The organism is Selenomonas sp. AE3005 (genome assembly GCF_000686945.1).
GTDB lineage: Bacteria > Bacillota > Negativicutes > Selenomonadales > Selenomonadaceae > Selenomonas_A.
Genome location: NZ_JMME01000013.1, coordinates 75,166 through 99,038, shown reverse-complemented (window position 1 = coordinate 99,038; position 23,873 = coordinate 75,166). Strand labels below are relative to the sequence as shown.

The following is a 23,873-nucleotide window of genomic DNA, read 5'->3' as shown; positions in this document are numbered from 1 at the left end:
ATTTAAGTTTTTTGCATAAGGATACGATATAAATAGTGTAACTTAGATATGTTATAAAATATGTTACAAAATAGGGACAGGGAAATTGCAGGGAGGCCGGAAGGGACGGTTTAAATACATGAAGGCAATCACCAAGGTACCAATTACCGCCGACCAGGGAATGGCAGAAAACGGCAGGGGGCATGGACGACCTGAGGGAAATGAAAATCAATTCGCCCGGGATTTACGGGCGGCAGAGGTGAAATTTTCCGCGCACGCGCAAAAGCGTATGCAGCTGCGTGGCGTGGAACTGACGGACAGTGACCGCGACAAACTCACAGCCACCATCGACCGCATGGCCGCCAAAGGCGCCAAGGACGCGCTGATACTCCTCCGGGAGACAGCACTGGTGGTCAGCGTCAAAAATCGCACCGTCATCACCGCTGTAGACGAGGCCAGTGCCAAAGAAAACATTTTCACCAACATCGATAGCGCTGCCATTTTGTAAGGCGGCGTGCCGGCAAACACCCGGCACAGCCAATTGGGAAAGGAAGAGTGATTTATTATGATGCGTTCACTTTTTTCAGGAGTTGCAGGTTTAAAAGGTCACCAGACCAGAATGGACGTAATCGGCAACAACATCGCCAACGTAAATACCACCGGCTTTAAATCCAGCCGTGTTACCTTTGCCGATACCTTGAACCAGACAGTATCCGGGGCAAGTGCGCCGGGGGACACCATTGGTGGTACTAATCCAAAACAGATTGGTTTAGGTGTGGGCGTTGCGAGTATCGACCTGTTGTTTACCGACGGCTCTATACAATCTACAGGGAAAAACACCGACTTGTGTCTGTCAGGTAATGGGTTATTTATAGTTAAGCAGGGTAGTGATGTCTACTATACCCGTGACGGTGCATTTGAGTTCGACGCTGATGGTAACTATGTTTTGCCTGGAAATGGCATGTTTGTACAGGGATGGACTGCAAAAGATGGTGTGCTTAGCACAACTGGAGCCGTGGGGAATATTCAGGTAAAAGCTGGCAAGTCAATGGAGGCTGCGGCAACTAAAATCGCTACCTATGAGAATAACCTTAATGCAGCTATGGAAGGTTATGAAATCAGCAGTATACTTGTAACTCGTGCTGATGGAAGTACAGAAACAGTTTCAAGTTATGCTCCGTCAGGTGTCGATGGACCAACTATTACGTTGGGAACTACTACTGGTAAAGTGTATACACTGGACGATACGGCAGATTATGATTTTACAACAACAGATTCATTGCTAGGAAAAACTTTATTTACTTCAACAGTAAGTTCAGTAAAGGCAAATGGGGCTGGTCAAGTTGGACTTACTTTAGGTATTGGTAATGCGTTATCTAGTATAGATGATGGTACAACCATTTCAATACCTGCGGCAAATATAAAGAATGGTACGTTTAAGTATGGGGATACTTTTCCACTAACTGTAAAAATTATCAATAGTGCTGGTGTAACAACATCTGGTACGGATACTGCACAAACAGAATTGACTGTTGATATTATTTATCCGGATGGTACTGCTGGCCCTACTGGTGTAAAAATAACGGTTCCGCCTCCGGCAAATTTTACATATCAGGATGGTATGACAGTAAATTTTGATTTACCCATAGAAAAAATAGAGGCAAATTCTGGTGCTAATATAACTTGTGAAAATGGAAATACTGTCACCTTAGATGGAACAGATTCGCCAGTAAATGTTGATAGTAGTAGTACGCAATATACGTATAAAGGAAAAGCCTCGGATGGAAATGTTGAATCTGTTACTCGTAAAGAAGAGGTCACTTCCGTGACAATGAATACAACAGACGGTAAGTCACTTCCAGGGCTGTTAGAGGGAAATTATACAAAAGGGAATACTTTTTATCCTTCTGTGACAACTACTATAACAGCTTATGGCAGTCAGGGCAGAGCCTATAGTATACCGGTTTTGTATACGAAAAAAGATGCGAATGTATGGGCACTGTCTTTGAAAGGTGGGGCAAAAAGTACAACGATAACGGATTCTGATGGCAAGACTACTACCGTGGATTTAGACGCGACAGATTTGAAATTTGATGAAGATGGAAAATTTGTATCCGGCAGTGGAAATCTTACATTGAAACCTAAAAATGGTGAAGAAACACCTACTACTGTAGCTTTGAATTTGTCGTCCCTTACCCAATACGCAGGTAATAGCACCATCAATGCTACTGCTGATGGTAATGCTGCCGGCACGTTGAAGAGTATTTCTATTGACAGTACGGGCACAATAACCGGTGTTTACACCAATGGTGTTAAACAAGCAGAGGCACAGGTCGCTGTCGCTCAGTTTACTAATGCCTCTGGTTTGACCAAGACTGGCAGCAGTTTATATCAGGCCTCCAACAACTCTGGAGACGCTAACGTAAAAACTGCTACTGACTTGGGCGTAACCATTACGGCGTCTGCCCTCGAAATGTCCAACGTCGACATTGCCAACGAATTCTCCGATATGATTATCACCCAGCGCGGTTTCCAGTCCAACTCCAAGATTATTACCGTCGGTGATGAAATGCTCGAAACACTTATCAATATGAAACGGTAAGATAGATGATTAAATTTCTTGTATTCCTGTAAGCACGATGGTATAATGAAAACACGATAAGAACAAATGACACTCGAAAGCCCCCAGCATTGCCGTGCTGGGGGCTTTATCTATTAATACAATCCAACTCCAAGATTATCACCGCTGGTGATGAAATGCTGGAAACGCTTATTAACATGAAGCGGTAAATATAAAAGTTCCTCATGGCTTTGTGGTCATGGGGAGCTGTTTGTGCAGATTTTGTTCTTGCATTTTAGGATAATTGGGTGTTATAATAAAGACACGATAAGAACAAAGGGTAACTCGAAAGCCCCTAGGATGGCCGTCCTAGGGGCTTTCTCTACTGATTTGCTGTTAGTGGTTAAGCCAGTAACTGAAAAGTTCAACTAGAATTCCCACTATCAGCGGAGCCAGTATCAACTCCACGATTCTTTTGAACAAAGGGTAACTCACCTCCTTTTTGAGGCGGCATATATATTATAACGTGATTGTGTTAATAAATAAAGACTTTAAGGCACAATGTCCAATATGGACATTGCCAACGAATTCTCTGATATGATTATCACTCAGCGTGGTTTCCAGTCCAACTCCAAGATTATCACCGTCAGTGATGAAATGCTCGAAACACTTATCAATATGAAACGGTAAGGTTGATAATTTCCTTGCTAATCGTTAAGGGCTATGTTATACTTTAACCATAGGCAAACGCTGTGAAGAGTCGCTTGTCCATTAGGCAACAAACGAAAAGCACGTTGGGAGACTAGGAACCTCCAACGTGCTTTTCTTGTGTATTTGCAGCTACACCAGACTGGGGCTAATTACCCCTGATTAACGTGATTAACCAATCTAACCACTTGACAATGTAGTAGGCAGCTACATTGCCCATGATGGCAATCACAATGCTGTGAAGAGTCTCCATTAAAACAACCCTCCCTTCCGTCGCGGAGTACCAATAGGAGGTTGGAGCAACGATAGAATTATAGCACATTTGGGAGAGCCATTCCAACTCCAAGATTATCACCGTCGGTGATGAAATGCTCGAAACGCTTATCAATATGAAACGGTAAGATCGGTGATTAAATTTCTTTTATTCTTGTAAGCACGATGGTATAATGAATGCACGATAAGAACAAAGGGTAACTCGAAAGCCCCTAGGATGGCCGTCCTAGGGGCTTTCTCTACTGGTTGGCTGCTAGTGGTTCAACCAGTAGCTGAAAAGCTAGAAATGCATAATAATAGGAAAAAGTACATAAAAAGCTCATTATGCTTTTGCTGTAATAGGGAACTTATGAAAAAACCACCACATCAACAGTGATGTGGTGGTTTTCTGCTTTCAGAAAGATTTTTGGCTGGAGCGTCACTGCCAGCATCTCTTTTGCCCGTTACGTAAGTACGCGGCGTATGAAGACGCACTTTTCACCTCAAAAATCTTTCCTATCCTTGTCTTTAGTATAAGGGAGGGAAGGGGATTTGTAAAGATTTCAGGAATATATTGCATAAAGCGCTCGTAATCGTCGGGATGACGGTCCTTTATATGTTGAATGCGCTCTTCTGTTATAATCACTTTGTCACATATGATGTCTTGGGAAATTATACGATATAGTTTAATGTTTAGTGTAGTAAGTTCATGTGTTTGTGACATGTGAATATCTCCCTTAATGATTATCATAAGTAGTATAGCATTGAGGGAGATATAGAATCAAGGCGTACTTTTCAATAAGATAACTCAGTCAACGCAGTATTTATATGAGATTCAAGATTATCACCGCCGGTGATGAAATTCTCGAAACGCTTATCAATATGAAAAATTTAAATACAACGGCGTCCTATGTTTTTGCACTCATGGGACGTTTTTTTATGGGGAAATTTTTGTAATACTTGACTTTATCAATCGTAAGTATAGACAAAGGTAAACATAGTCAACTAAAAGTTTAGAAAGGAGAGGTTGAAAATGTTGGAGAAGAGAGAACTCAATCAGATGGATTTGGACATGGTGGCTGGCGGTAATATCTTTGACGATGTTTGGGATGGCATAAAAAGTGTGGCAAACACTGTAGCCGATGGCGTTGAAGATGCCGTAAACACTGTAATTGATGGCGTGGCCTACGTCGCCAAAGAAATATCGATGGCGTCTGAGGGCCTCGACGAGGAGCACTGGAATGACTGAGCCGGTAAAATTATGAAAAACCACCACATCTTAGCGATGAGGGTGGTTTTTTGTTTTTGCTATGGTATAATTGAGATATGAATGTATACAAAATACCATGTTGTGGCTAAATAGATTCTCTGGGGGGCGCGTTATGATAAAGCTCATTATGTCTGATATGGACGGTACGCTGCTGGATGAAAACGGCCAGCTGCCGGCAGGCTTTGCGGATATGGCACAGGAGTTGAAAAGACGGGGCGTGATGTTTGCACCCTGCTCCGGGCGGCAGTATTACTCACTGCTCGATACCTTTGCGGGCTATGAGGATGAGTTTATATTTTTGGCGGAAAATGGTACGATGGTACGCTATCACGACAAGGAGCTTTTTTCCAGTACGCTGAACAGAAAGCTGGGTATGAAAGCCTTGCAGGAAACCCGGCAAAACCCCGGTATATATGAGGTGTTCTGTGGCAAGCAGGGGGCTTATATTCTGGCTGATGAGGAAACCACGGCTTTTCAGGACGAGCTGAGAAAGTATTATACCCATGCGGAAGTCGTGGACAGTTTTGCTGACATCGATGATGAGCTGATAAAGTGTTCCTTCTTTGATGAGTCCGGCAATGCTGATACGCGCATTTATCCGTATCTGCAAAAGTATGAGGGGCCTTTCCAGGTCGCCACTTCCAGTGCTTACTGGGTTGATGTGATGAATTACGATATCAACAAGGGGATTGCCATTCAGCAGGTGCAGAAGAAATTGCACATCACCCCCATGGAATGTGCGGCTTTTGGCGATTTTCTGAACGATGTGGAAATGATGAGTTCTGTTTATTACAGCTTTGCCATGGAAAACGCGCACCCGAAAATCAAGGAGCTGGCGCGTTTCCAGACGGCCAGCAACCGCGAACATGGCGTGCTGCAGGGTATTCAGAAATTGATTGATGATGGTTTATGCGGCTGAGAGGTGAATTATGCGAGCAGATTATCACATGCACTTTGAAAAGGGCTCCTATGACGAAAACTGGGTGGAGGGCTTTTTCCAGCAGGCACAGCGGCTGGGAATGGACGAAATCGGCATTTCCGAGCACTCTCACACTTTCCCGGAGTTCAAGGAACTTTATTACAAGGATTTGATTCTGGACGATTCCTATATCGGCAAGTTTCAGCAGCAGTGGCTGAAGACCAACAAGTTTAAGTACACCATTGACGAGTACTTTGCTTTTATGGCCAAGCTGAAGAAAAAGCATAACGTCAAGACGGGGATTGAGGTGTGCAACTTCTCCGACCAGGACGCGGTGGGGAAAATCCTTAAGGAATACCCGTTTGACTACGTTATCGGTTCGGTGCATTTCCTCAACGGCTGGGCGTATGATTCGTCGGAGATTATGGCGCAGTGGGACACGCAGGACCTCAATGACGTCTATGAGTGGTACACGCAGGAAATCGAAAAGATGGCGGCTGCCGGCCACTATGATGTGCTGGGGCACCCGTATAATATCCGCCTGTTCCATTATATTCCCGAGTTCGACGCTACGCCGTACCTGCTGCGGGCGGTGGCCGCGCTGAAAAAGGCCAATATGGTGGTGGATATCAACACGGGGACGTACTACCGTTATCCCATTGCCGAAATCACGCCGTACTATAAATTTATGTCCGTGGCCTCCAAGGAGGGGCTGCCGATTGTCGTCACTTCCGACGCGCACAAGCCGGAGGACTGCGGCGCGTACCATGATGAGGCCGTGACCTATGCCCGTTCCTATGGTTACAAAACGACGATACGATTCACCGGCCGCAACCGTGAAGTTGTGCCGCTGGAATAAATTATGACTGGCAAAACAGGCCCTGCCATATAGGTGAGGGCCTGTTTCATACACTTGAATTATCAGATAATAAAAAATCTTTAAAAACTATTGACATAATGTCGTATAAGCGGTACAATAAAAGTGCATCAGGAGATGCAGCTTTTGTCGTACAAGGATAACAAGTCCTTAAAATTTTTCCATATTTTCATCGTGGTGTAGGCTTAAGTATTTTCAGAAAATCTCGATATAACTTGTAGAGAAACGCAAAGACAGAGGATTGTACTTGCAGTGGTTGCTGGAAAGCGTAGATGCTGAGGATGGCATTAACCATCATATTGCTGAAAGCAATCATGAGTTTTGATACAAGGAGAGATATGTCATGAAAGTACAAATTTGTTCGCAATGGATGGAAGAAGTTTTTATCCCTGTTCGCGTCAAACAGTTCACCAAGGCCGCAAAGCTTATGGGGCTGCAGAATTTCCAGGCTTATGCAGGTGAACAGGAAACGGTCGACCTTGTTCAGATGGACCGCAAGTCCATGGAACGTCAGGTAGTAGCTGAATGGCTCGATAACCGCGAAATGACTGGTGTGACTGAAGGAGTCGCATGATGGAAATATGGAAAAAGGGCACTCCCCATTGAGTGGGGGTGCCCCATATTTTTGTGTAATTAGTGTTTAAAGGAAGGTCTGGGCTGGGGCGGCTTGATGTCAAGCTCGATATCCAGAACAGCACTGGCGGCCTCGCGCATTTGCGCGGGGCTTTTTTGCGCCCAGATGGTCTGGACAGCCAGACGGAAGGCGCTCTCGTCCATAGCAGCGGCCTTTTGCAGGTCAACGTGTTTTTGCAGGACGGCCATAAAGTCGTCGGGGATAGGGACGCTGCGCTGGGCCAGCAGGAGCTGGAGTCTGGTGTCTACGAGATAGAGGTGCAGGGTGTGGTCGGCCATACTCTTGGCCGTGGGCATGAGTTCGGGCTTAATGCCGGCCAGGGTAAACGGGGCGTCGCCCCAGCCTTCCTTGAAGATACCGTCGATTTGGTAGAGGAAAAAGAGCAGGCCGTTCTCTTCGTAGAGGGCCAGCTGCATTTTGCCGGTGCGGAAGGCCTCGATGGCGATGATATCCGTACGAGAGAGCTGCAGGATAAACATGCAGCCGTTGGCGTCAATCTGGAACAGGCCGCCGTCCTGTTGGTTTTTGATGGGCAGGGGGAATTGCTCCCCAATTTGAAAGTTGGCGTAATCGCTCATATATAGGCTCCTTTTATTGGTTATTATTTATTCATCTTAGACAGTGTAACATATTTCGCTTGGTTGTGCTATACTTTAGAGAGAAGGTGACAAGGGCGTGGGGCAGGCAGTGGCTGCCTTACACTCGGGCGGGGGCTGAAAATCTTTTTTGCCTTTAATTAAACAGCCGTAAAAGCCTAAACTCGCTGCGCTCAGACAGTATGCTTTTACGGCTGGGGCAGAGGTATGGCAAAAAAGATTTTCCTGACGCCCCGGCCCTGACGTTTCAGTCAGCCACTGCCTGCCCCACTTACTGCGAGCCTCTTGTTTAGACATTATGACGCTGCAGTGGCAAGTACGTTCTGTTATATATGATTGTAGTTAATAGCGAGGTGTAATCATGCTTGATACTCCCAGAGGCACGCGCCTCCATATTGGCCTGTTTGGCCGCCGCAACAGCGGTAAATCAAGTCTTATCAATGCCCTGACCGGCCAGTCCGTGGCCACCGTGTCGGCGGTGCCCGGCACGACCACAGACCCCGTTTATAAGGCGATGGAAATAAAAGGTCTGGGGCCGGTAGTGTTTATTGACACGGCCGGTTTTGACGATGAAGGTGATTTGGGACAGCTGCGCGTGGAACGGACAGAACAGGCGGCCCGGGAAACGGAGATTGCCCTGCTGCTCTTTTCGTCAGCAGATTTGACAGCGGAAACGGCGTGGCTTAAGCAGCTGCGGCAGAACAAGGCCAAAATCATTCCCGTCATCAGCCGGCAGGATATGCTCCCCGACGAGGGACAGGCCCTGCAGGCGGCCGTGACAGAGGCGACAGGTCTAAGGCCGCTTATCGTCAGTGCCCGTACCGGCCGGGGCCTAGCGGCCCTGCAGGAAGAACTCCTGCGCGCTTTGCCGGAGGATTATGGGGAGATTAGCATTACCGGGGATTTGTGCCAGGCCGGGGATACCGTGCTGCTGGTCATGCCGCAGGACATTCAGGCCCCCAAGGGACGGCTGATACTGCCGCAGGTACAGACCTTGCGCGAACTGCTCGACAAGGGCTGTCAGGCCATGTGCTGTACCACGGACAGGCTGGCAGATACCCTCGGCAGGCTCAAAACGCCGCCGGAACTTATCATCACGGACTCGCAGGCGTTTAAGGAAGTTTACGCCCATAAGCCGGCGTCCAGTCGGCTCACGTCCTTTTCCGTACTCTTTGCCGCCTATAAGGGCGATATTGACTGCTTTATGGAAGGCGCCGAGCGGCTGGCCGCGCTGCCGGGGAGTGCCCGGATTCTCATTGCCGAGGCCTGTACGCATAAGCCACTGCATGAGGATATCGGCCGTGTGAAACTGCCGCGGCTGCTGCGGCAAAAACTGGGGGACGGTATCAGTATCACCGTGACCTCGGGCAAGGATTTTCCCCCGTCAGTAAGCGGTTATGATATGGTTATTCACTGCGGTGCCTGCATGTTTAACCGCCAGTATGTCCTGAGCCGTGTCCGGGCCTGCCGTGAACAGCAGGTACCCATGACCAATTACGGCCTGGCCATTGCCGCCTTGCTGGGAATTTTGCCCATGGTAGCGTTGCCGAATAAGCCAAAATAATGTACAATGGGAGAGGAGTTTGAGGAAAAAATGCTTATATTACACGAGGTGAACACTATGGATAAACGTTTGTATAAAATGATGGGCGCTGCTTTGGCCACTTCCCTGTGGCTGGCACCGGTATCTGTGCAGGCGGCCCATATTGATTTTGACCGTCACAGCCATGAATCTGCCAGTCAGACGGCAGTCCATCATGAGCGCCAGACAACGGCCAAGGCCCAGCAGACGGCCAAGGCTGTCCAGGCAGAGCCGTCCTGGTACTGGCTGGGTTCGGACGATAAGTACAGCAAATACTTTGACCCTGCCTCGGTGGTAATAACTGCCAGTGTGGTAACTGACCGCGGCAAAGTGCCCACGGAGATAAAGGTCTGGACCAAGACGACCTACAGCTACGGCGGCGCCCAGGAAACGCTGGAGGCCTATGGCCTGAGCAGCAAGTTCCCTGACCCGAATCAGCTGGCTTACAGTACGGCTCAGCTCGTGATAAAGCCCCAGTACCGTACCATACAGTATGCGGCAGAGCATTTTTACAATAAGAACGGGGAAATTATCTGGTCCAAAGCTGACCCCAAAGCAGTGGAAAAGGAAATTAACTCCCAGCAGTTTGATGAGGACTTCTACGCTGCTGCGGTAGACCAGGCTTTCCATCAGAATGTGGAAAAGGAACGCGTGACGGCCAAGAACAGATGGCTGACCGTGTTTGATGTGACCACCACTGACGGTGTCCGCACCCATATCAAGGCAGATACTTCCACCATGCGCATGCACGGGGAAAATCTGGTATTCTGGCAGTGGCAGGAAACCAAGGACCACAGCGGTCAGGTCAGGGAGATTAAATTCCTGAAAATGGCCGTAAACCTGCCGCAGGCCACGGAAAAGGCCATTGCCGGTAAGTACTGGACGCCGGCCGAGGGCTGGAAATCCCTGGAGGCGGCCATTGACGGCCAGTACCGCATGGTAACCCCGAACAGCCCGGAGTACAAATACATTGTCGAACTGAGACATTACGTAGAAAATAACTACGCCTGGGTACATCGTTACAGCTTGGAATGAGGAGGAATTCCTCAAACATCACTAATTACAAGCCTAAAGAGTTTGCAGAACTGCTCAATGTCTCGGTAAAGACGCTTCAACGTTGGGACAGGGAGAAAACACTTGTAGCAAACAAAATCCCGATTAACCGAATGTATTTTCTTGCAAATTGTATGGTCTACGAAAACACATGAAACAGATTGAAGGGGATGATACGATTGCTAAAGGCGTTCAAAACGGAGATAGCCCCTACTAAAGAGCAGAAAATCAAAATCATCCGTTCTATCGGTGTGGCTAGATTCCTGTACAACCAGTACATCGCCTACAACTGCCGTCTTTATAAAATGTTTCAGCGTGGTCAGCTTGACGAGAAGCAAAAACATTTTGTTACCGCCAATGATTTTGACAAGCATGTTAATCGTAATCTGAAGAAAGACTTGCCTTGGATTGACCAGTGTGGTTCAAAGGCTCGTAAGAAAGCCTTGGTTAATGCTGAACAGGCGTTTAGACGATTCTTTGACGGTGTGTCGGGATTCCCAAACTTCAAAAAGAAAGCGAATCAGGATGTAAAACTATATTTTCCTAAGAATAATAAGGGCGATTGGACAATATGGCGGCACAAGCTGATGATACCAACATTGAAACAGGTTCGACTAAAGGAATTTGGCTATCTGCCTACAGGAACTAAAGTAACAAATGGCACAGTTTCCTATGTAGCTGGCCGCTTTTATGTGTCCGTCGTTGTGGACGTTGACGAAAAATCCAAGTATAACAAGGATTTGGAGGCATCATATCATACTGTGACGAACGGTGTAGGTATAGATTTAGGCGTGAAAGACCTTGCTATCGTCAGTAATGGCAAAGTCTTCAAGAATATCAATAAGAGTTCAAAAGTCAAAAGACTGGAGAAACGGCTTCGGAGAGAGCAGAGGTGCCTTAGCCGTAAATATGAATTTAGAAGAAAGAAAGGTGGTAAGACTGCTACTGCCTCTGCAAACATAGAGAAGCAAAAGCTGAAGGTACAGAAACTTCACCATCGCATTGACAAAATCCGAGAGGATTACGAAAACAAGACCATCCACGAAATTGTGAAGCAAAAACCACGCTTTATTACAGTGGAGGACTTGAATGTCAAAGGTATGATGAAGAACAAGCATCTGGCAAAAGACGTAGCGGCACAGAGATTTAATCGCTTGCTGACCAAGCTGAAGCGTAAAGCAGAAATCATTGGTATAGAATTTCGTATGGTTGATAGATTCTATCCAAGTTCCAAAACCTGCCATGTTTGTGGATATATCCACAAAGGTCTAAAACTCAAAGACCGTGTATATGTTTGCCCCGAATGTGGCTATACGGAGGATAGAGATTTCAATGCTTCGCTGAATTTGCGGGACGCCAAAGAATATCGGGTAGCTTAACTATAAAAATTCCGATATATGTACCGATGGCTAGTCGGGAACAGACTTGCCTCCTTGCGTAGCAAGGAGTGTGATGTCAACGCCTTTGGAGTGCTATACAAACGCTAGTAGCTTGTCTTTTGGGACGGCGAGAGCGAGCACAATGAACAAGGAATTTTCTAAGACATAAACACTTTTGTCTATGTTTTTAGTGGCAGGAATTAGATGCCCATAAAGATACCCAATGCCCTGCCGGCAGCGCATATTCTCGAAGGGGAAAATATCTTTGTCATGGACGCCGACCGCGCCTACAGCCAGGATATCCGCCCTCTGAAAATACTTATCCTTAATTTAATGCCCATAAAATACATCACGGAAACCCAGCTGCTGCGGCTTTTGGGTAACACCCCTATTCAGGTGGAAGTGGATTTTATTTATACGGAAAGCTACACGCCGAGCCATACCCCGATGGACTATCTGGCTCAGTTTTACGGCACTTTTGACGAGGTGCGCCATAAGAAATACGACGGTATGATTATCACCGGCGCGCCCGTGGAAAACATGGAATTCGAGGAAGTGGCGTACTGGGATGAAGTGGCGGAAATCATGGAGTGGAGCAAAAAGCACGTTTATTCCACCTTCCATATCTGCTGGGGGGCACAGGCCGGGCTCTATTACCACTATGGCATTCCCAAGTATCAGGTAGGCGAAAAGATTTTCGGCGTCTATCCCCATCACCTCTGTGTGGAGCATGAACGCCTGCTGCGCGGTTTTGATGACGTGTTCTACGTGCCGCATTCCCGGCATACGGAGGAACACAAGGAGGACATTTTAAAGGTGCCCGAGCTCACCATTTTGGCTGAGGCCGAAGGGAAAGCCGGCCCCTATATCATCGCCAATCTGGAAAAACGGCAGTTCTTCATCACGGGGCATGCGGAGTATGACCCCACAACCTTGAAACAGGAATACGACCGGGACTTCAAGGCCGGCCTCAATCCGGCTATCCCCCAGAACTACTATCCTGATGATGACCCCACGCAAAAGCCCATTGTCAGATGGCGCAGCGTGGCCCATCTCCTTTTTGCCAACTGGCTTAACTATTATGTATATCAGGAAACGCCTTACGAGCTGGATGAACTCTACAAGGAAAATGAGGACTGAGCGGCGGTTGGCCGCGTTCAGTATTTTTTCAGCTTAATGGTGTAACATAGTAGGGTATTTTGAAATTCAGGGGGATTAACTATGAAAATGCGATGGGGAGCAGGCTTGCTGGCAGCCGCGCTGATTTTTACGGCCACGCCGCAGGCTCAGGCCGATGAAGTGATTTCGTCGGATATTTACGAGTGGGTGCAGTCCACCTCCCGTCAAAATTATTTCTTCAATAAGCAGCACATGTACTTCGGCCAGACGGACAAGGGAATTCTGGACGCCAATATCATTCTCGTGCCGTCCCTGCGCACCTATGACCAGGTACAGATTCAGGATGTCATTTCCAAGCGCCGTTGGAAAATGCAGTCCACCGAGGGCTACAACGACCTGGTGGGGACAGCTGAATACCTGCGCATTGACCTGGCAGCCGGTACGGTGACAGTCACCCAGCACATGGATTTGGACTCGGACTGGGGCGTGCTCGAAACCGTGACCACTCCGCGGACTATCAAGCTGGCCGATTTGTCGGAGAAAGGCGTGGAAGGCGTATTCTACCGGACGATTATCAACTATGCCTATAAACATGTGGACGAAATCGCTGCCCGTACGGAAAAGGTAAAGCACGCGCAGCTGAATGACAGCGTCAAAAAGGACCTCGAAAAGCTCAAAAATGCCGACGCCCAGGCTGATACCAAGGCTGCGGATAAAGATAAGAAAGACAACAGCAAGGACAAGAAAGACAAGAAAGACGATAAGGACAAGAAAAAGCAGGATAAATAAGGCGGTATAGTGATGGCAGAATGGCAGGAGATAATCGAGAAGGGGAAAAGCAGTCATAAACTCACCCACGAAGAAATCTGCTGCCTGCTGGCCGAGCCTGCCTGCGAAGAGGAACTGGCACGCGCGGCAGACGAAGTGCGCCATGCTTACGTCGGTGATGGCGTTCACCTGCGCGGCCTCATTGAATTTTCCAATTACTGCCGGCAAAACTGCGCTTATTGCGGCCTGCGCCGCGACAACAAAAACATAAAGCGGTATCGCCTGAGCGCGGCGGAAATCGTCGCGCTGGCCCGTCAGGCCCAGGCGTATGGCTATAAAACAGTAGTCCTGCAGTCGGGGGAAGATGAGTACTTTACTCTCCCCAGACTGCGGGCTATTTTGCTGTCTATTAAAGAGCTGGACCTGGCCGTGACGCTCTCCATCGGTGAGCGCAGCTATGCTGAGTACAAGGCCCTGCGCGAGGCCGGGGCTGACAGATTCCTGCTGCGCATAGAAACCACGGACGCGGAGCTTTACGCCCGTCACGACCCCGGTATGAGCCATGAGCGCCGCCTGCGCTGCCTGCAGGATTTAAAAACACTGGGCTATGAAGTGGGGACCGGGACGCTGGTCGGCCTGCCGGGGCAGACCATTGACATGCTGGCCCGTGATATCCTCTTTTACCAGCAGATAGACGCCGATATGCTCGGAATTGGCCCACTCGTACCCAATCCCCATACGCCGCTGGGGGACGCTGCCCCGGGGGACTGGCACCTGACCAGACGCTTTGTCGCCATTTTGCGCCTGCTGCTCCCCGACAGCAACATTCCGGCTACGACAGCCATGGACACGCTGAAACCGGGCGGACGGGATATCATGCTGCGCTCCGGTGCCAATGTGGTAATGCCCAATGTCACCAGTGGTGAGGCCCGGCGCAATTACGCCCTCTATCCCGGTAAAGCCTGCGTCAACGATACGCCCGAACACTGCCGCAGCTGCATGAGTGCCAGAATTGCCGCTATGGGGCGTTTTGTCGCGGAGGATAAGGGCTTTCGGCAGCGGCGGAAAATATAATCAAATTTTAATACCATTTACATTGGTTTCTAATCAAGCCATGCGATATTAACAATATAAAGCAGATGAAAATAAGTTGTAATCTGTGTAAATATGTGCTAAATTCATAATAAGGTAATCTTTTATGAGGGAAGAAATGAGGGATTAAACATGAAAAAATTAGCAAGACTCTTAGGCCTTTGCGGTCTGGTAGCTGCAATGCTCGTGGCTTCCATGGCTACTGTACTGGCAGCAGAGAATGTAGACTGGAACAGCAACGTAATCCGCGCTACCGGCGGCGGTGTAGCCCCGGCTGGTGCCCGGACAATGGCACAGGCCCGTATGATGGCCCGCCGCGCTGCTATTGCCGACGCTTACCGTCAGCTGGCTGAGTACGTGGGTGGCGTAAATGTGGACGCTGAAACCACCGTGGACATGGCCGCTGTACAGAGCGATATCATTAAAACCAAGGTAAATGCCACCATTCGCGGTGCCCGTATCGTTTCGGAAGGGCAGACCGGTGACGGCGGCTACGAAGTGACCATGGAAGTGCCGATGTTCGGTGTATCCGCTTTGGCCAGCGCCGTTATCGACCGTCCGGCTGTAATTGAATCCTTCCCCGTGCAGGAACCCAACGTTGCCCCGGCTAGAATAGAACATCGTGACGATGGCCTCTGGACCACCACGCAGAGCACCTCTTCGGCAGCCTCTGCCCCGGATGGCAAAGCCATTGGCAGTTTCACCGGCCTTATCGTTGACTGCCGCGGATTGGGCCTCAAACCCGTTATGAGCCCGGTAATCAAAAACGTCAAAGGCAAACCCATTTATGGCTACAAGAACCTCGATTACGACAAAGTTATCCAGAACGGTATGGCCTCCTATGCAAAAGATATGAGCAATGCCAGCCGTGCCGGCAGCAATCCGCTGATTGTCCGCGCCGTAGGCCTGGAAAACCACAATGGTACGCCTATCCTGTCCGTAGCTGACGCCAACCGCGTCCTCATCGAAAACGGCGCTACTCATTTCCTCGATAACACCAACGTCGTATTCCTGCGGTAAAATAACATAGTAACATAACAAAGGAGGCTGAAATCAGCCTCCTTTCACTTGGAAAATAGAAAAAATATTTGACAGCGGCGCCATTTTTCGCTATACTAGATAAGTAATTTTCGGGATGTAGCGCAGTTTGGTAGCGCGCCTGCTTTGGGAGCAGGATGTCGCAGGTTCGAATCCTGTCATCCCGACCATCAGCTCCGCGTCAGTAGCTCAGTTGGATAGAGCAACGGCCTTCTAAGCCGTGGGTCGGGGGTTCGAATCCCTCCTGACGCACCAATGAAATCAAGGGCTCCGAGGTTTTCCTCGGAGCCTTTTTGGTGTAACTGCTCTGTTTTTATCTTTTGTATTTGCTGTTTAATCTTTAAAAATTTGTCCCGGCAGCACCAGTTTTTCCTTTGGGGTGAAACCTGCCTCGTACCGGGCAAAATCCTCAGGATTTTCTTCTGTCACGAAGTAGCAGGAGGGTGTAGTGTATTCCCCAGTGACAGAATTAAGACAGCCGGGGACAAGTTCCTTGCACAGGAAGAAGGAACTATCCGCGCCTGCGGGTAAACCATGATAGCGAATCCCTTTAGAGGACGCAGTTACAAAGCCGCTTTTGCCGTAAAAATCAATATTTCCCTCGAAACAGACTGCCTGACAGCCAGACGCTGCCGCCTGTTCCAAGGAATAATCCAGCAAAATCTTGCCATAGCCCTGTCGTTTCCACGCCGGAGCAATGCAGATAGGCCCCATGGTCATAATGGGGAAAATCGTGCCGTCATCACAGGCAATCTCGGCCCGTACAAAGACATTCTGCCCGATTATCTGCCCGTCCTTTTCCATTACGAAATCAAGTTCGGCAACAAAATCACTTGTCTGCCGCAAATGTTTCAGCACATAATGTTCCACACAGCCAGGACGGTAAACATTCCAAAAGCTCTCGCGTACCAAATTTTCCACGATAGCATAATCGGCTGGTATTTCTCTGCGAATTATATAATTGTTCTTGTTCATTTTCTGCCTCCCGTAGCAATTGTTTAGCACTGCTGAAGGGCGGGAGACTTCCAGTCAGTCCTGCAAGCCTGCCGCTTACAGAACAAGCTCCAATATACTGGTAACTTTGCGCAAAAAGCATACTCCTATTCATAAAATTATCAAACACATGATATGGCATATCGGCCATATCTTCAACAGAATTATAACGCCGTTGTTCCAGTTTTGCCATAGGCAAAACTTCCTCTTGGCGTTTCAACGAGGCGGGAGATATGCTCGCCGTCTGTTTTGGTATTCGTGCCCCCACCTGCTGAGGTGGGGGACATTTTCTTGCCTCGTTATAACGTTGTTTGCTGGTTGTTGTCAATTATCTGGCGTGACCGATTCATGCCGGGCGAGGCTAGAGAAAAACGCTCCGCTTGGCTCGGAGCGTTTGGTGATTATTTCCCACGTAATATTTTGAGGATGTTGAGGGCGGAGGTACGTTCTTTTTCGAATTTCTTTTTGATGCGTTCCTGTTCTTCCTTTTGCCGGCGTTCGATTTCGAGGCGTTTGGCGTTGGCGGTGGCTTTATGCACCAAATCCATACAGCTGCTGCAATACAGGCCGGAGGTGATGGCTTTGCCACACCGGCTGCAGGGGTAGCTGATTTTACCCCCAGCAACGAACTGGCCTTTGTTTATCATATTTGTAGCAAACTTCAGCGGTATATTGGTATTCTTGGCGATATCCTTAACCGTGCAGTGGGGATGGGCTTTGACGTATTCGTTTATCTGGGTTTCATAGTCGCGCATTTTGTCGTAGCAATTCTGACAGGCGCCGAACCCTGTATCGGCAAAGAGTCTTTCACAAATAGGGCAGTTGCGCAGTACGGGGCGCTTGGTATTGGATTTTATCATGCTGATCATCCCTTTCTAACCACCAGGGGTGTGTTGCTTCCCTGCAAAGATTACTTCTATTATTATAACACAGATTGTAACAATAATATATAAATTCAGAAAAAATAATTTTTAATTGCGTGATTGACATTGCTCTGAAAAGATTTATAATTAGTAAATAGTTAGATAACTAATTACTTTGTGAGGAGCACTTATGAAACGGGAAATGATACCGACCTTTGCCGAGCTGGAGCGGCACCGCGAACTGGTGCCGGAGATAAATCCGGCGGCGGTGATAGCCATGCTCAGCATTAAGGACGCCAGTGAAGAAATTCAGGAATCCATTCTGGACGTATTGCAACGGGAATACCATCTGTCTGACGGCAAGTTTTGTACGCTGGTGGTATTGCACCAGCACAGCAAGGAAGGGATAGCCCCGTCAGTGCTGGCAGAAAAAGTCGGCGTGACCAGGGCCACCATCAGCACGACGCTGCAACGAATGGAACGGGACGGCCTGGTGTCGGTAAAACCGGCAGAAAGTGATGGCCGGGGCAAGGTGGTACGCCTGACCAGGCAGGGGGCAGATTTTATGGCAGAGATTTTGCCGCCGCATTACCTGCGAGTCAGTAAACTGATGGAAAAGCTGACGGAAGCAGAGCAGAAACAGTTAATCACCCTGCTGAAAAAATTAAGTGCCTAGTGTGCCGGTTGCCCGCAGTTTCAGCTTTTGGCTGGACTTTGGCAGAGCGGCAGCTGGGGTGCGTTTATCTATATAGTTAGCAAACTAATCATTTATAAAGGGAGATATGAGAATGAATACCATGAATAAGGCCAAGCGTACAGGGATTGTATTTATCGCCCTGTTGATTATCGGCGGACTTATCCTGATGTACAAGGGCAATGACGCCATTGTGCTGGCAACGGAGAAAAAGGAAGGTATCCTCACGGCTGAGCAGGTGAAGATGTCTTTTGATTCTGTCAGCGGCCGGCTGATTAAAGAGGCTGTCAAGGAAGGTGATTTCGTCAAAAAGGGTGACGTGATTATGGAACTTGATTCTACGGACACGGACCTGGCCATTGCGAAGTTAAAAACGCAGATTGCGCAGATGGAGGCGCAGATTGCCTCCACCAGCGGCACGCAGGGGATTAACTTCATGAAGGCAGATACGAATGAAAGCCAAAACTACCGTCAAATTGACCAGCAGCAGGCCGCTGTACAGTCAGCCAATGTAACCTTAAAAAACGCCCAGATTGATTACAGGCGTAAGGCGGCATTGGTAGAGGCCGGGGCTATCGCACAGGCACAGCTTGATGACGCGGAAATGGCCCTCAATGTGGCCCGGGCCAATGTGGAACAGCAACAGCAAATGCTGCGCCGTCTGACAGCCGCCACCAATGGCAGCTCTACGGACACCATTGCCCAGGAACGGCAGGCTGCTGCCAATATGGGCAATGATGTGGAGGCCCTGCGCCAGCAGAAAGCGGCCCTCGAAGTGCAGTTAAAGGAATTGGAAGTGGCCAAGGAAAGACTGACGCTGCGGGCGCCGGAAGACGGCAAAATCCTTAAGGTACTGGCCAAAGAAGGGGAGATGATTTCCCCGTCCACGCCTGTGGTGCTGCTAGAAAGCAAGCGCAGCTACTATGATATTTATGTCAGCGAAAAGCAGGCCGCCGGCTTGTCCGAAGGCATGGAGATTACCGGCATAACGGTAGCCGGGGAAAAGAAAGTCACCGGCACGGTAAGACTCCTGACGCAGGCCCCGGGTTTTGCTGACCTGAAACAGTCACGGGAAAAAGGACAGTCTGACCTGTCAGCCTTCCAGGTGCGTATTTATGTTGACCCCCAGGATGGTATTATCCCGGGCATGACTATTGGGGTGAAAGATAGTGAATTCGCTAAGAGATGAAATTAAATTCCTGTTTTCCGGCCAGGGCATGCCCTATGAAAAAGTCTGTATCATGGTGGCCATGGTTATCACGTTGTTTGTATCGGTGCTCCTCACTGGCAACATTGCCAAGGACGCTAAAGTCGTTGTTATCGATTTGGATAACTCGGCTTATACGCGCGACCTGATAAATCGTATAGACGCGTCGCAGTACATGAAGGTGACGGCGGTGCTGAACAACGCGCAGGACCCCAAAGACCTGTTTTATCAGGACCGGGCTGTCGCGGTGGTGTATTTTCCGCGAGGGCTGGAAAAGGACCGTTATACGAAGGTGGCGGCCAATATCGGTGTGTTCTATGACAATACGAATTCCGCCAATACCAGTAATATCAAAGAGGCGCTTAATGAAATCGTAGGTCTTGATAATGCCATGGCTAACGGCGATGTGGGCAGCAGCAATGACAGCTTGTACGGCAATGTGAGCCTGGCGACACGCAATCTGTTTAATCCGCAGGAATCAAAGGATAACGGCGAAACGCTGGGCTTTTTGTTCTTCTTTGGTTCCATGTTTTTCACGTTTGCTACCATCGGTATGATACCGCGCCTGCGCCTGACACATCAGCTGGATAAAGTCCTGCTGGAAGGTACGCCCTGGGATTTACTGGCAAGGCTGGTGCCTTATGCCTGCTGTCTGATGGTGTCCTGGGTGCTGGGGCTGGCCGTCCTTAGAGTCTGGGGGGACTTGACTTTTTCGGGAAACCTCTTTACGTTTATTTTTATTCAGTTGTTTTATATTTTCACTGTGGGTACATTGTCGCTGATGTTTGGCTGGACGGCAGCTAATCCTGGTATTGCCTCAAGCCGCATGATTCTCTTTATCCCCGGCGGCTTTATCCTGGGCGGCGGTGCCGGCCCAACGACTTTTTTCGCCGACTGGGTGGTAAAGTTCAGTCATGTATTTCCGCTGACCTGGGAATTCCACTTTGAGCGTGATATTATCGCGCGTGGTGCCGGGCTTACGGACATTGCCCAGACTTTTGGTGCGTTTCTCGTCTATATGGGCATTGTGGGTATTTTGTTCTGCCTGCGGTTTAATGCGTCGCGCAAGGAACTTTTAGCCAAGCAGGCTGATGAACAGCGTCAGCAGCAGCAAATGGCCAAACTGGCCAAGGAACTGGCAGAATAGGGGGAGCAGTATGAGCAGTGAAAACATAGTAAAGGATACCGAAACCCTGATTGCGGAAATTAAGAGCCGGCCCAAGCAGGAGATTAAATGCAGCCGGATTCTCCTGCCGACAGATGGTTCCGGGCAGGCGTTTAAGGCTGTCAGCGAGGCTATCCATCTGGCGGCAGTGACGGACGCGGAGCTGACCTTGCTGATGGTGGTGGACTACAATAAAAATGTAGCGGCCTTCGAGCAGGTGAGCCTCAGCGGTTATGTGCCGGCAGAGCTGAAAATCGCCGCCTATCAGTTTTTGGCGGAACTAATGCATGTTATTCCCAGCGAAATCCGCGCCCATACTCGGGTGGAAGTGGGGGACCCAGGGGAAACGATTCTGCGCATTGCCGAGGAAGAAGAAAGCGATATGATTGTCATGGGGACACATGGTTTTGGCACCTTCCGCAGCCTGCTGATGGGCAGTGTGTCAAGTTTTGTCACCCAGCACGCCGGCTGCCCGGTGCTGCTCTGCAAAGGTATGCCCGACGACTGGGATGATGATGAACATTATGTTATATAGTGGCAAAAGAAAAGAACCGCTCGCGAAGGTATTCGCAGGCGGTTCTTTTTATTGTAAACAGCAGTATATTTTAATTTACCAGGGCTGCGGCGTCATGGGGGTTATTACGCCGAAGGTGTAGCCTTTTTCCCGTAAAATGCGGATGATTTCCGGCAGGGCTTTGACGGTTTCTTCATGGCCGGAAGAGCTGTGCATGAGAATGATGGCACTGTCCATTACGGCCTGTCCCTGAATATTGTCGATGAAGTCCTGTGCTACGGGATGGTTGGGGGCGGCGTCGGCGGAACTGACGTTCCAGTCATGTTCCACATAGGCGTTGGCGGCGATGATGTTTTCATAGGCGGCGGTGAAGTTGCCCATACGGCCGCTCGGAGCACGGGTAATCAAAGGCCGCACGCCCAGCAGTTCATAAATGGCGTCGTCAGCCTGTTCCATTTCGGCCAGATAGTTGTCGGCGGAGGCGTAGAGGCGTTTATAGTCGTGGTCATAGCTGTGGTTGCCCAGAGCATGGCCTTCAGCAAAAATGCGTTTGGCGGTTTCCGGATAAGCTTTGACGTTTCTGCCCAGAACATAAAACGTGGCTTTGACGTTTTCCTGTTTGAGGATATCCAGTACGGCGTCGGTGTTCTTGTCATCGGGGCCGTCATCGAAGGTGAGGTAGACAGTTTTTTGTGCCTTATAGGGCTTGATAGCGGGCAAAACGGTGGGCAGGCCCTTAGCCCGGCGCTGGGCCAGGGTGTAGCTGTCATAAACAGGTATGGCCGGATTATCCAGGGACAGATTGCTGAAATCATCAGCGGCGGTGACGTAGGCTGCCGCCTTTTCCGCGGCTGCCGGTGCAGCCTCCTCCTGCGGGGCAGGTTTTTCTTCCTGACTGGCCTGGGGGCCGCAGCCGCCGAGCAGCAGCCATAAACAGGTGAGGCTGAGGGCGGCGGCTTTTTTGCCGGTATGCTTAATGGTCATAAACAAGACTCCTTTGTGATTTTATCAACATTCTTATTTTAGCCTGCAAGAGGCTGTTTGCAAAGGAAAATTTATTTAAATGATAATGACTTGCAATATCATTTAACAGCCGTTATAATAAAAATATACTTGAGAGGAGGCAGATTATGAAAGATTATTTACAGATTATGCAGGTTATAGGCCGGGAAATCATTGATTCCCGGGGCAACCCCACAGTGGAGGCTGAGGTGACGCTGGCTGATGGTTCCATCGGCCGGGCGGCTGCGCCGAGCGGTGCGTCTACTGGTGAATTTGAGGCGCTGGAACTGCGGGACGGCGATAAGAGCAAGTTCGGCGGCAAAGGTGTGTCCAAGGCCGTGGCCAATATCAATGAAAAAATCGCGCCGGCTATTGCCGGTATGGACGCGTCAGATATTTACGCTGTGGACGGTGTAATGCTGGCTTTGGACGGCACGGAAGATAAGTCGGTGCTCGGAGCTAATGCTATATTGGCTGTGTCCCTGGCTGCCGCCAAAGCAGCAGCGCAGGCGCAGGATATTCCCCTGTACCGTTTCCTGGGCGGCCTGGCCGGCAATCACCTGCCCGTACCGATGATGAATATCTTAAACGGCGGTGCGCATGCCACCAATTCCGTGGACACGCAGGAATTTATGATTATGCCGGCTGGCGCGCCGACTTTCCGCGAAGGCCTCAGATGGTCCACAGAGGTATTCCATGCCCTGCAGGCTTTGCTGAAAAAAGAAGGCAAGGCTACGTCCGTGGGTGATGAAGGCGGTTTTGCACCTGACCTGTCGTCTGACGAGGACACTATCGAACACATTCTGCAGGCTATCCGCAATGCCGGATATGAGCCGGGCAAGGATTTTGTGCTGGCAATGGACGCCGCCAGCTCCGAGTGGAAAAGCGAGAAAGGCAAGGGCCATTACAAGCAGCCGAAGTCCGGCAAGGAATTCACTTCGGCCGAACTCATTGCCCACTGGAAATCCCTGGTGGAAAAATACCCCATCTATTCCATCGAGGACGGCCTGGACGAAGAGGACTGGGAAGGCTGGCAGCAGATGACGAAAGAGCTTGGCAGCAAAGTTCAGCTTGTGGGCGATGACCTGTTTGTTACCAATACCAAGCGTCTGAAAAAAGGCATTGAGGGCGGCAGCGGCAACTCCATTCTGATTAAACTGAATCAGATTGGTACCCTGTCCGAAACTTTGGAGGCCATCAAGATGGCCCATCAGGCTGGTTATACGGCGATTGTTTCCCATCGCAGCGGTGAAACGGAGGATACGACCATTGCCGACCTGGCCGTGGCACTCAACACGGACCAGATTAAAACCGGTGCCCCGTCCCGCTCGGAACGTGTGGCCAAGTACAACCAGCTCCTGCGCATAGAGGAGGAACTCGGGGACAGTGCGGTTTACGCCGGCATGCAGGCGTTTAAGCATAAGAAATAAGTGCTTGTACGAAAACAAAATAGCATTTGCGGAAAAATACAGCCTTGCGATGACAGGGCTGTATTTTTTTGCAGGTTGAAGGTGCGTACTAAAAGGCAGCCCTTTCATACGTGCATGGGGTTCACGGGGGAGTAATTTTTCTGCCTCCGCTAAACGACACACCTCGGAAAAGAGAGCTG

Annotated in this window: 25 protein-coding genes, 2 tRNA genes and 3 pseudogenes; 25 read left to right on the top strand and 5 right to left on the bottom strand. The window is 49.3% G+C overall.

The window, feature by feature from the left end; translation table 11 throughout:
* Nucleotides 1–118 precede the first annotated feature (118 nt).
* The 3 genes and pseudogenes from DL94_RS0108820 to DL94_RS16595 form a co-directional block, all read left to right on the top strand.
* Nucleotides 119–487, top strand: coding sequence for a TIGR02530 family flagellar biosynthesis protein (locus DL94_RS0108820; protein WP_028129838.1), 369 nt, complete (start codon nt 119–121; stop codon nt 485–487).
* Nucleotides 488–544: 57 nt separating this feature from the next.
* Entirely contained in the window at nt 545–2,581 is a 2,037-nt protein-coding gene (locus DL94_RS0108815; RefSeq protein WP_028129837.1) for a flagellar hook-basal body complex protein, read from the top strand.
* Nucleotides 2,582–2,700: 119 nt separating this feature from the next.
* Nucleotides 2,701–2,769: pseudogene (locus tag DL94_RS16595) on the top strand (flagellar hook-basal body complex protein FlhP domain protein); the annotation flags it as partial.
* 166 nt (nt 2,770–2,935) lie between these two features.
* On the opposite strand, the gene DL94_RS16545 reads toward DL94_RS16595, so the two are convergent.
* On the bottom strand, nt 2,936–3,007 hold the full coding sequence (locus DL94_RS16545) for a type I toxin-antitoxin system Fst family toxin (RefSeq protein ID WP_255326883.1): 72 nt from the start codon (nt 3,005–3,007) through the stop codon (nt 2,936–2,938).
* A gap of 93 nt (nt 3,008–3,100) precedes the next feature.
* Here DL94_RS16545 and DL94_RS14595 point away from each other — a divergent pair.
* From DL94_RS14595 to DL94_RS0108775, 7 genes and pseudogenes are all read left to right on the top strand, one after another.
* Nucleotides 3,101–3,229 (top strand): annotated as a pseudogene (locus DL94_RS14595) (flagellar basal body rod C-terminal domain-containing protein); the annotation flags it as partial.
* A gap of 353 nt (nt 3,230–3,582) precedes the next feature.
* Nucleotides 3,583–3,648 (top strand): annotated as a pseudogene (locus DL94_RS16590) (flagellar hook-basal body complex protein FlhP domain protein); the annotation flags it as partial.
* Nucleotides 3,649–4,327: 679 nt separating this feature from the next.
* On the top strand, nt 4,328–4,456 hold the full coding sequence (locus tag DL94_RS16540; RefSeq protein ID WP_255326882.1) for a hypothetical protein: 129 nt from the start codon (nt 4,328–4,330) through the stop codon (nt 4,454–4,456).
* 76 nt (nt 4,457–4,532) lie between these two features.
* On the top strand, nt 4,533–4,748 hold the full coding sequence (locus tag DL94_RS0108790; protein WP_028129835.1) for a hypothetical protein: 216 nt from the start codon (nt 4,533–4,535) through the stop codon (nt 4,746–4,748).
* A gap of 133 nt (nt 4,749–4,881) precedes the next feature.
* Nucleotides 4,882–5,688 (top strand): Cof-type HAD-IIB family hydrolase, encoded by an 807-nt coding sequence (locus tag DL94_RS0108785; protein ID WP_028129834.1) that lies wholly within the window; start codon nt 4,882–4,884, stop codon nt 5,686–5,688.
* A 10-nt stretch (nt 5,689–5,698) separates the two neighbouring features.
* The gene (locus DL94_RS0108780) at nt 5,699–6,547 is read left to right on the top strand and encodes a histidinol-phosphatase (RefSeq protein WP_028129833.1); all 849 of its coding nucleotides are present in this window, start codon (nt 5,699–5,701) and stop codon (nt 6,545–6,547) included.
* Nucleotides 6,548–6,908: 361 nt separating this feature from the next.
* Nucleotides 6,909–7,139 carry a hypothetical protein gene (locus tag DL94_RS0108775; RefSeq protein ID WP_028129832.1) on the top strand — a complete coding sequence of 77 codons (231 nt, stop codon included), beginning with the start codon at nt 6,909–6,911 and terminating at the stop codon, nt 7,137–7,139.
* A gap of 59 nt (nt 7,140–7,198) precedes the next feature.
* Here DL94_RS0108775 and DL94_RS14590 read toward each other — a convergent pair whose 3' ends face one another.
* Nucleotides 7,199–7,777 (bottom strand): hypothetical protein, encoded by a 579-nt coding sequence (locus DL94_RS14590; RefSeq protein WP_037371643.1) that lies wholly within the window; start codon nt 7,775–7,777, stop codon nt 7,199–7,201.
* A gap of 379 nt (nt 7,778–8,156) precedes the next feature.
* Between DL94_RS14590 and hydF the strand changes: the two genes are divergently transcribed.
* The 10 genes from hydF (at nt 8,157) to DL94_RS0108720 (ending at nt 16,081) form a co-directional block, all read left to right on the top strand.
* Nucleotides 8,157–9,359, top strand: coding sequence for a [FeFe] hydrogenase H-cluster maturation GTPase HydF (hydF, locus tag DL94_RS0108765; protein ID WP_037371641.1), 1,203 nt, complete (start codon nt 8,157–8,159; stop codon nt 9,357–9,359).
* A gap of 57 nt (nt 9,360–9,416) precedes the next feature.
* Complete coding sequence (locus DL94_RS0108760) at nt 9,417–10,412, top strand: hypothetical protein (protein WP_231464623.1); 996 nt, start codon at nt 9,417–9,419, stop codon at nt 10,410–10,412.
* Nucleotides 10,409–10,585, top strand: a complete 177-nt coding sequence (locus DL94_RS16065) for a MerR family transcriptional regulator (RefSeq protein WP_369793723.1) — start codon at nt 10,409–10,411, stop codon at nt 10,583–10,585. Before DL94_RS0108760 ends, DL94_RS16065 begins: the two co-directional genes overlap by 4 nt.
* A gap of 15 nt (nt 10,586–10,600) precedes the next feature.
* A complete protein-coding gene (locus DL94_RS0108750) occupies nt 10,601–11,809 on the top strand; it encodes an RNA-guided endonuclease InsQ/TnpB family protein (RefSeq protein ID WP_028129829.1) in 1,209 nt (402 codons plus the stop codon).
* A 204-nt stretch (nt 11,810–12,013) separates the two neighbouring features.
* Nucleotides 12,014–12,949 (top strand): homoserine O-acetyltransferase MetA, encoded by a 936-nt coding sequence (metA, locus tag DL94_RS0108745; RefSeq protein WP_028129828.1) that lies wholly within the window; start codon nt 12,014–12,016, stop codon nt 12,947–12,949.
* Nucleotides 12,950–13,030: 81 nt separating this feature from the next.
* Complete coding sequence (locus tag DL94_RS0108740) at nt 13,031–13,717, top strand: hypothetical protein (protein WP_028129827.1); 687 nt, start codon at nt 13,031–13,033, stop codon at nt 13,715–13,717.
* A 12-nt stretch (nt 13,718–13,729) separates the two neighbouring features.
* Nucleotides 13,730–14,770 carry a [FeFe] hydrogenase H-cluster radical SAM maturase HydE gene (hydE, locus tag DL94_RS0108735; protein WP_028129826.1) on the top strand — a complete coding sequence of 347 codons (1,041 nt, stop codon included), beginning with the start codon at nt 13,730–13,732 and terminating at the stop codon, nt 14,768–14,770.
* A gap of 150 nt (nt 14,771–14,920) precedes the next feature.
* Nucleotides 14,921–15,808, top strand: a complete 888-nt coding sequence (locus DL94_RS0108730; RefSeq protein WP_028129825.1) for an LPP20 family lipoprotein — start codon at nt 14,921–14,923, stop codon at nt 15,806–15,808.
* 111 nt (nt 15,809–15,919) lie between these two features.
* Nucleotides 15,920–15,996 (top strand) — tRNA-Pro (locus DL94_RS0108725).
* 8 nt (nt 15,997–16,004) lie between these two features.
* Nucleotides 16,005–16,081, top strand: a tRNA-Arg gene (locus DL94_RS0108720).
* A gap of 78 nt (nt 16,082–16,159) precedes the next feature.
* Here DL94_RS0108720 and DL94_RS0108715 read toward each other — a convergent pair.
* Both DL94_RS0108715 and DL94_RS0108710 read right to left on the bottom strand, forming a co-directional pair.
* On the bottom strand, nt 16,160–16,801 hold the full coding sequence (locus tag DL94_RS0108715; RefSeq protein ID WP_028129824.1) for a GNAT family N-acetyltransferase: 642 nt from the start codon (nt 16,799–16,801) through the stop codon (nt 16,160–16,162).
* Nucleotides 16,802–17,220: 419 nt separating this feature from the next.
* The gene (locus tag DL94_RS0108710; RefSeq protein ID WP_156031762.1) at nt 17,221–17,679 is read right to left on the bottom strand and encodes a hypothetical protein; all 459 of its coding nucleotides are present in this window, start codon (nt 17,677–17,679) and stop codon (nt 17,221–17,223) included.
* Nucleotides 17,680–17,872: 193 nt separating this feature from the next.
* On the opposite strand from DL94_RS0108710, the gene DL94_RS0108705 reads away from it, so the two are divergent.
* The 4 genes from DL94_RS0108705 to DL94_RS14585 all read left to right on the top strand — a co-directional run bounded on the left by DL94_RS0108705 (nt 17,873) and on the right by DL94_RS14585 (nt 21,283).
* Nucleotides 17,873–18,358: a MarR family winged helix-turn-helix transcriptional regulator gene (locus tag DL94_RS0108705; RefSeq protein ID WP_028129822.1), complete on the top strand. Its 486-nt coding sequence runs from the start codon at nt 17,873–17,875 to the stop codon at nt 18,356–18,358.
* A 112-nt stretch (nt 18,359–18,470) separates the two neighbouring features.
* Nucleotides 18,471–19,565, top strand: a complete 1,095-nt coding sequence (locus DL94_RS0108700; protein WP_028129821.1) for an HlyD family secretion protein — start codon at nt 18,471–18,473, stop codon at nt 19,563–19,565.
* The gene (locus DL94_RS0108695) at nt 19,546–20,730 is read left to right on the top strand and encodes an ABC transporter permease (RefSeq protein WP_028129820.1); all 1,185 of its coding nucleotides are present in this window, start codon (nt 19,546–19,548) and stop codon (nt 20,728–20,730) included. Before DL94_RS0108700 ends, DL94_RS0108695 begins: the two co-directional genes overlap by 20 nt.
* Before the next feature lie 10 nt (nt 20,731–20,740).
* Nucleotides 20,741–21,283: a universal stress protein gene (locus tag DL94_RS14585; protein WP_028129819.1), complete on the top strand. Its 543-nt coding sequence runs from the start codon at nt 20,741–20,743 to the stop codon at nt 21,281–21,283.
* Nucleotides 21,284–21,358: 75 nt separating this feature from the next.
* Here DL94_RS14585 and DL94_RS14580 read toward each other — a convergent pair whose 3' ends face one another.
* The gene (locus DL94_RS14580) at nt 21,359–22,246 is read right to left on the bottom strand and encodes a polysaccharide deacetylase family protein (protein ID WP_051586388.1); all 888 of its coding nucleotides are present in this window, start codon (nt 22,244–22,246) and stop codon (nt 21,359–21,361) included.
* Between the two features lie 146 nt (nt 22,247–22,392).
* Between DL94_RS14580 and eno the strand changes: the two genes are divergently transcribed.
* Nucleotides 22,393–23,694 (top strand): phosphopyruvate hydratase, encoded by a 1,302-nt coding sequence (eno, locus tag DL94_RS0108680; protein WP_028129818.1) that lies wholly within the window; start codon nt 22,393–22,395, stop codon nt 23,692–23,694.
* The last annotated feature ends 179 nt before the right edge of the window (nt 23,695–23,873 follow it).

Coding starts and splice junctions, on each gene's coding strand:
- DL94_RS0108820 (WP_028129838.1), top strand. CDS start 119: ATGAAGGCAATCACCAAGGTACCAATTACCGCCGACCAGGGAATGGCA.
- DL94_RS0108815 (WP_028129837.1), top strand. CDS start 545: ATGATGCGTTCACTTTTTTCAGGAGTTGCAGGTTTAAAAGGTCACCAG.
- DL94_RS16540 (WP_255326882.1), top strand. CDS start 4,328: ATGAGATTCAAGATTATCACCGCCGGTGATGAAATTCTCGAAACGCTT.
- DL94_RS0108790 (WP_028129835.1), top strand. CDS start 4,533: ATGTTGGAGAAGAGAGAACTCAATCAGATGGATTTGGACATGGTGGCT.
- DL94_RS0108785 (WP_028129834.1), top strand. CDS start 4,882: ATGATAAAGCTCATTATGTCTGATATGGACGGTACGCTGCTGGATGAA.
- DL94_RS0108780 (WP_028129833.1), top strand. CDS start 5,699: ATGCGAGCAGATTATCACATGCACTTTGAAAAGGGCTCCTATGACGAA.
- DL94_RS0108775 (WP_028129832.1), top strand. CDS start 6,909: ATGAAAGTACAAATTTGTTCGCAATGGATGGAAGAAGTTTTTATCCCT.
- DL94_RS14590 (WP_037371643.1), bottom strand. CDS start 7,777: ATGAGCGATTACGCCAACTTTCAAATTGGGGAGCAATTCCCCCTGCCC.
- hydF (WP_037371641.1), top strand. CDS start 8,157: ATGCTTGATACTCCCAGAGGCACGCGCCTCCATATTGGCCTGTTTGGC.
- DL94_RS0108760 (WP_231464623.1), top strand. CDS start 9,417: ATGGATAAACGTTTGTATAAAATGATGGGCGCTGCTTTGGCCACTTCC.
- DL94_RS16065 (WP_369793723.1), top strand. CDS start 10,409: ATGAGGAGGAATTCCTCAAACATCACTAATTACAAGCCTAAAGAGTTT.
- DL94_RS0108750 (WP_028129829.1), top strand. CDS start 10,601: ATGATACGATTGCTAAAGGCGTTCAAAACGGAGATAGCCCCTACTAAA.
- metA (WP_028129828.1), top strand. CDS start 12,014: ATGCCCATAAAGATACCCAATGCCCTGCCGGCAGCGCATATTCTCGAA.
- DL94_RS0108740 (WP_028129827.1), top strand. CDS start 13,031: ATGAAAATGCGATGGGGAGCAGGCTTGCTGGCAGCCGCGCTGATTTTT.
- hydE (WP_028129826.1), top strand. CDS start 13,730: ATGGCAGAATGGCAGGAGATAATCGAGAAGGGGAAAAGCAGTCATAAA.
- DL94_RS0108730 (WP_028129825.1), top strand. CDS start 14,921: ATGAAAAAATTAGCAAGACTCTTAGGCCTTTGCGGTCTGGTAGCTGCA.
- DL94_RS0108715 (WP_028129824.1), bottom strand. CDS start 16,801: ATGAACAAGAACAATTATATAATTCGCAGAGAAATACCAGCCGATTAT.
- DL94_RS0108710 (WP_156031762.1), bottom strand. CDS start 17,679: ATGATAAAATCCAATACCAAGCGCCCCGTACTGCGCAACTGCCCTATT.
- DL94_RS0108705 (WP_028129822.1), top strand. CDS start 17,873: ATGAAACGGGAAATGATACCGACCTTTGCCGAGCTGGAGCGGCACCGC.
- DL94_RS0108700 (WP_028129821.1), top strand. CDS start 18,471: ATGAATACCATGAATAAGGCCAAGCGTACAGGGATTGTATTTATCGCC.
- DL94_RS14585 (WP_028129819.1), top strand. CDS start 20,741: ATGAGCAGTGAAAACATAGTAAAGGATACCGAAACCCTGATTGCGGAA.
- DL94_RS14580 (WP_051586388.1), bottom strand. CDS start 22,246: ATGACCATTAAGCATACCGGCAAAAAAGCCGCCGCCCTCAGCCTCACC.
- eno (WP_028129818.1), top strand. CDS start 22,393: ATGAAAGATTATTTACAGATTATGCAGGTTATAGGCCGGGAAATCATT.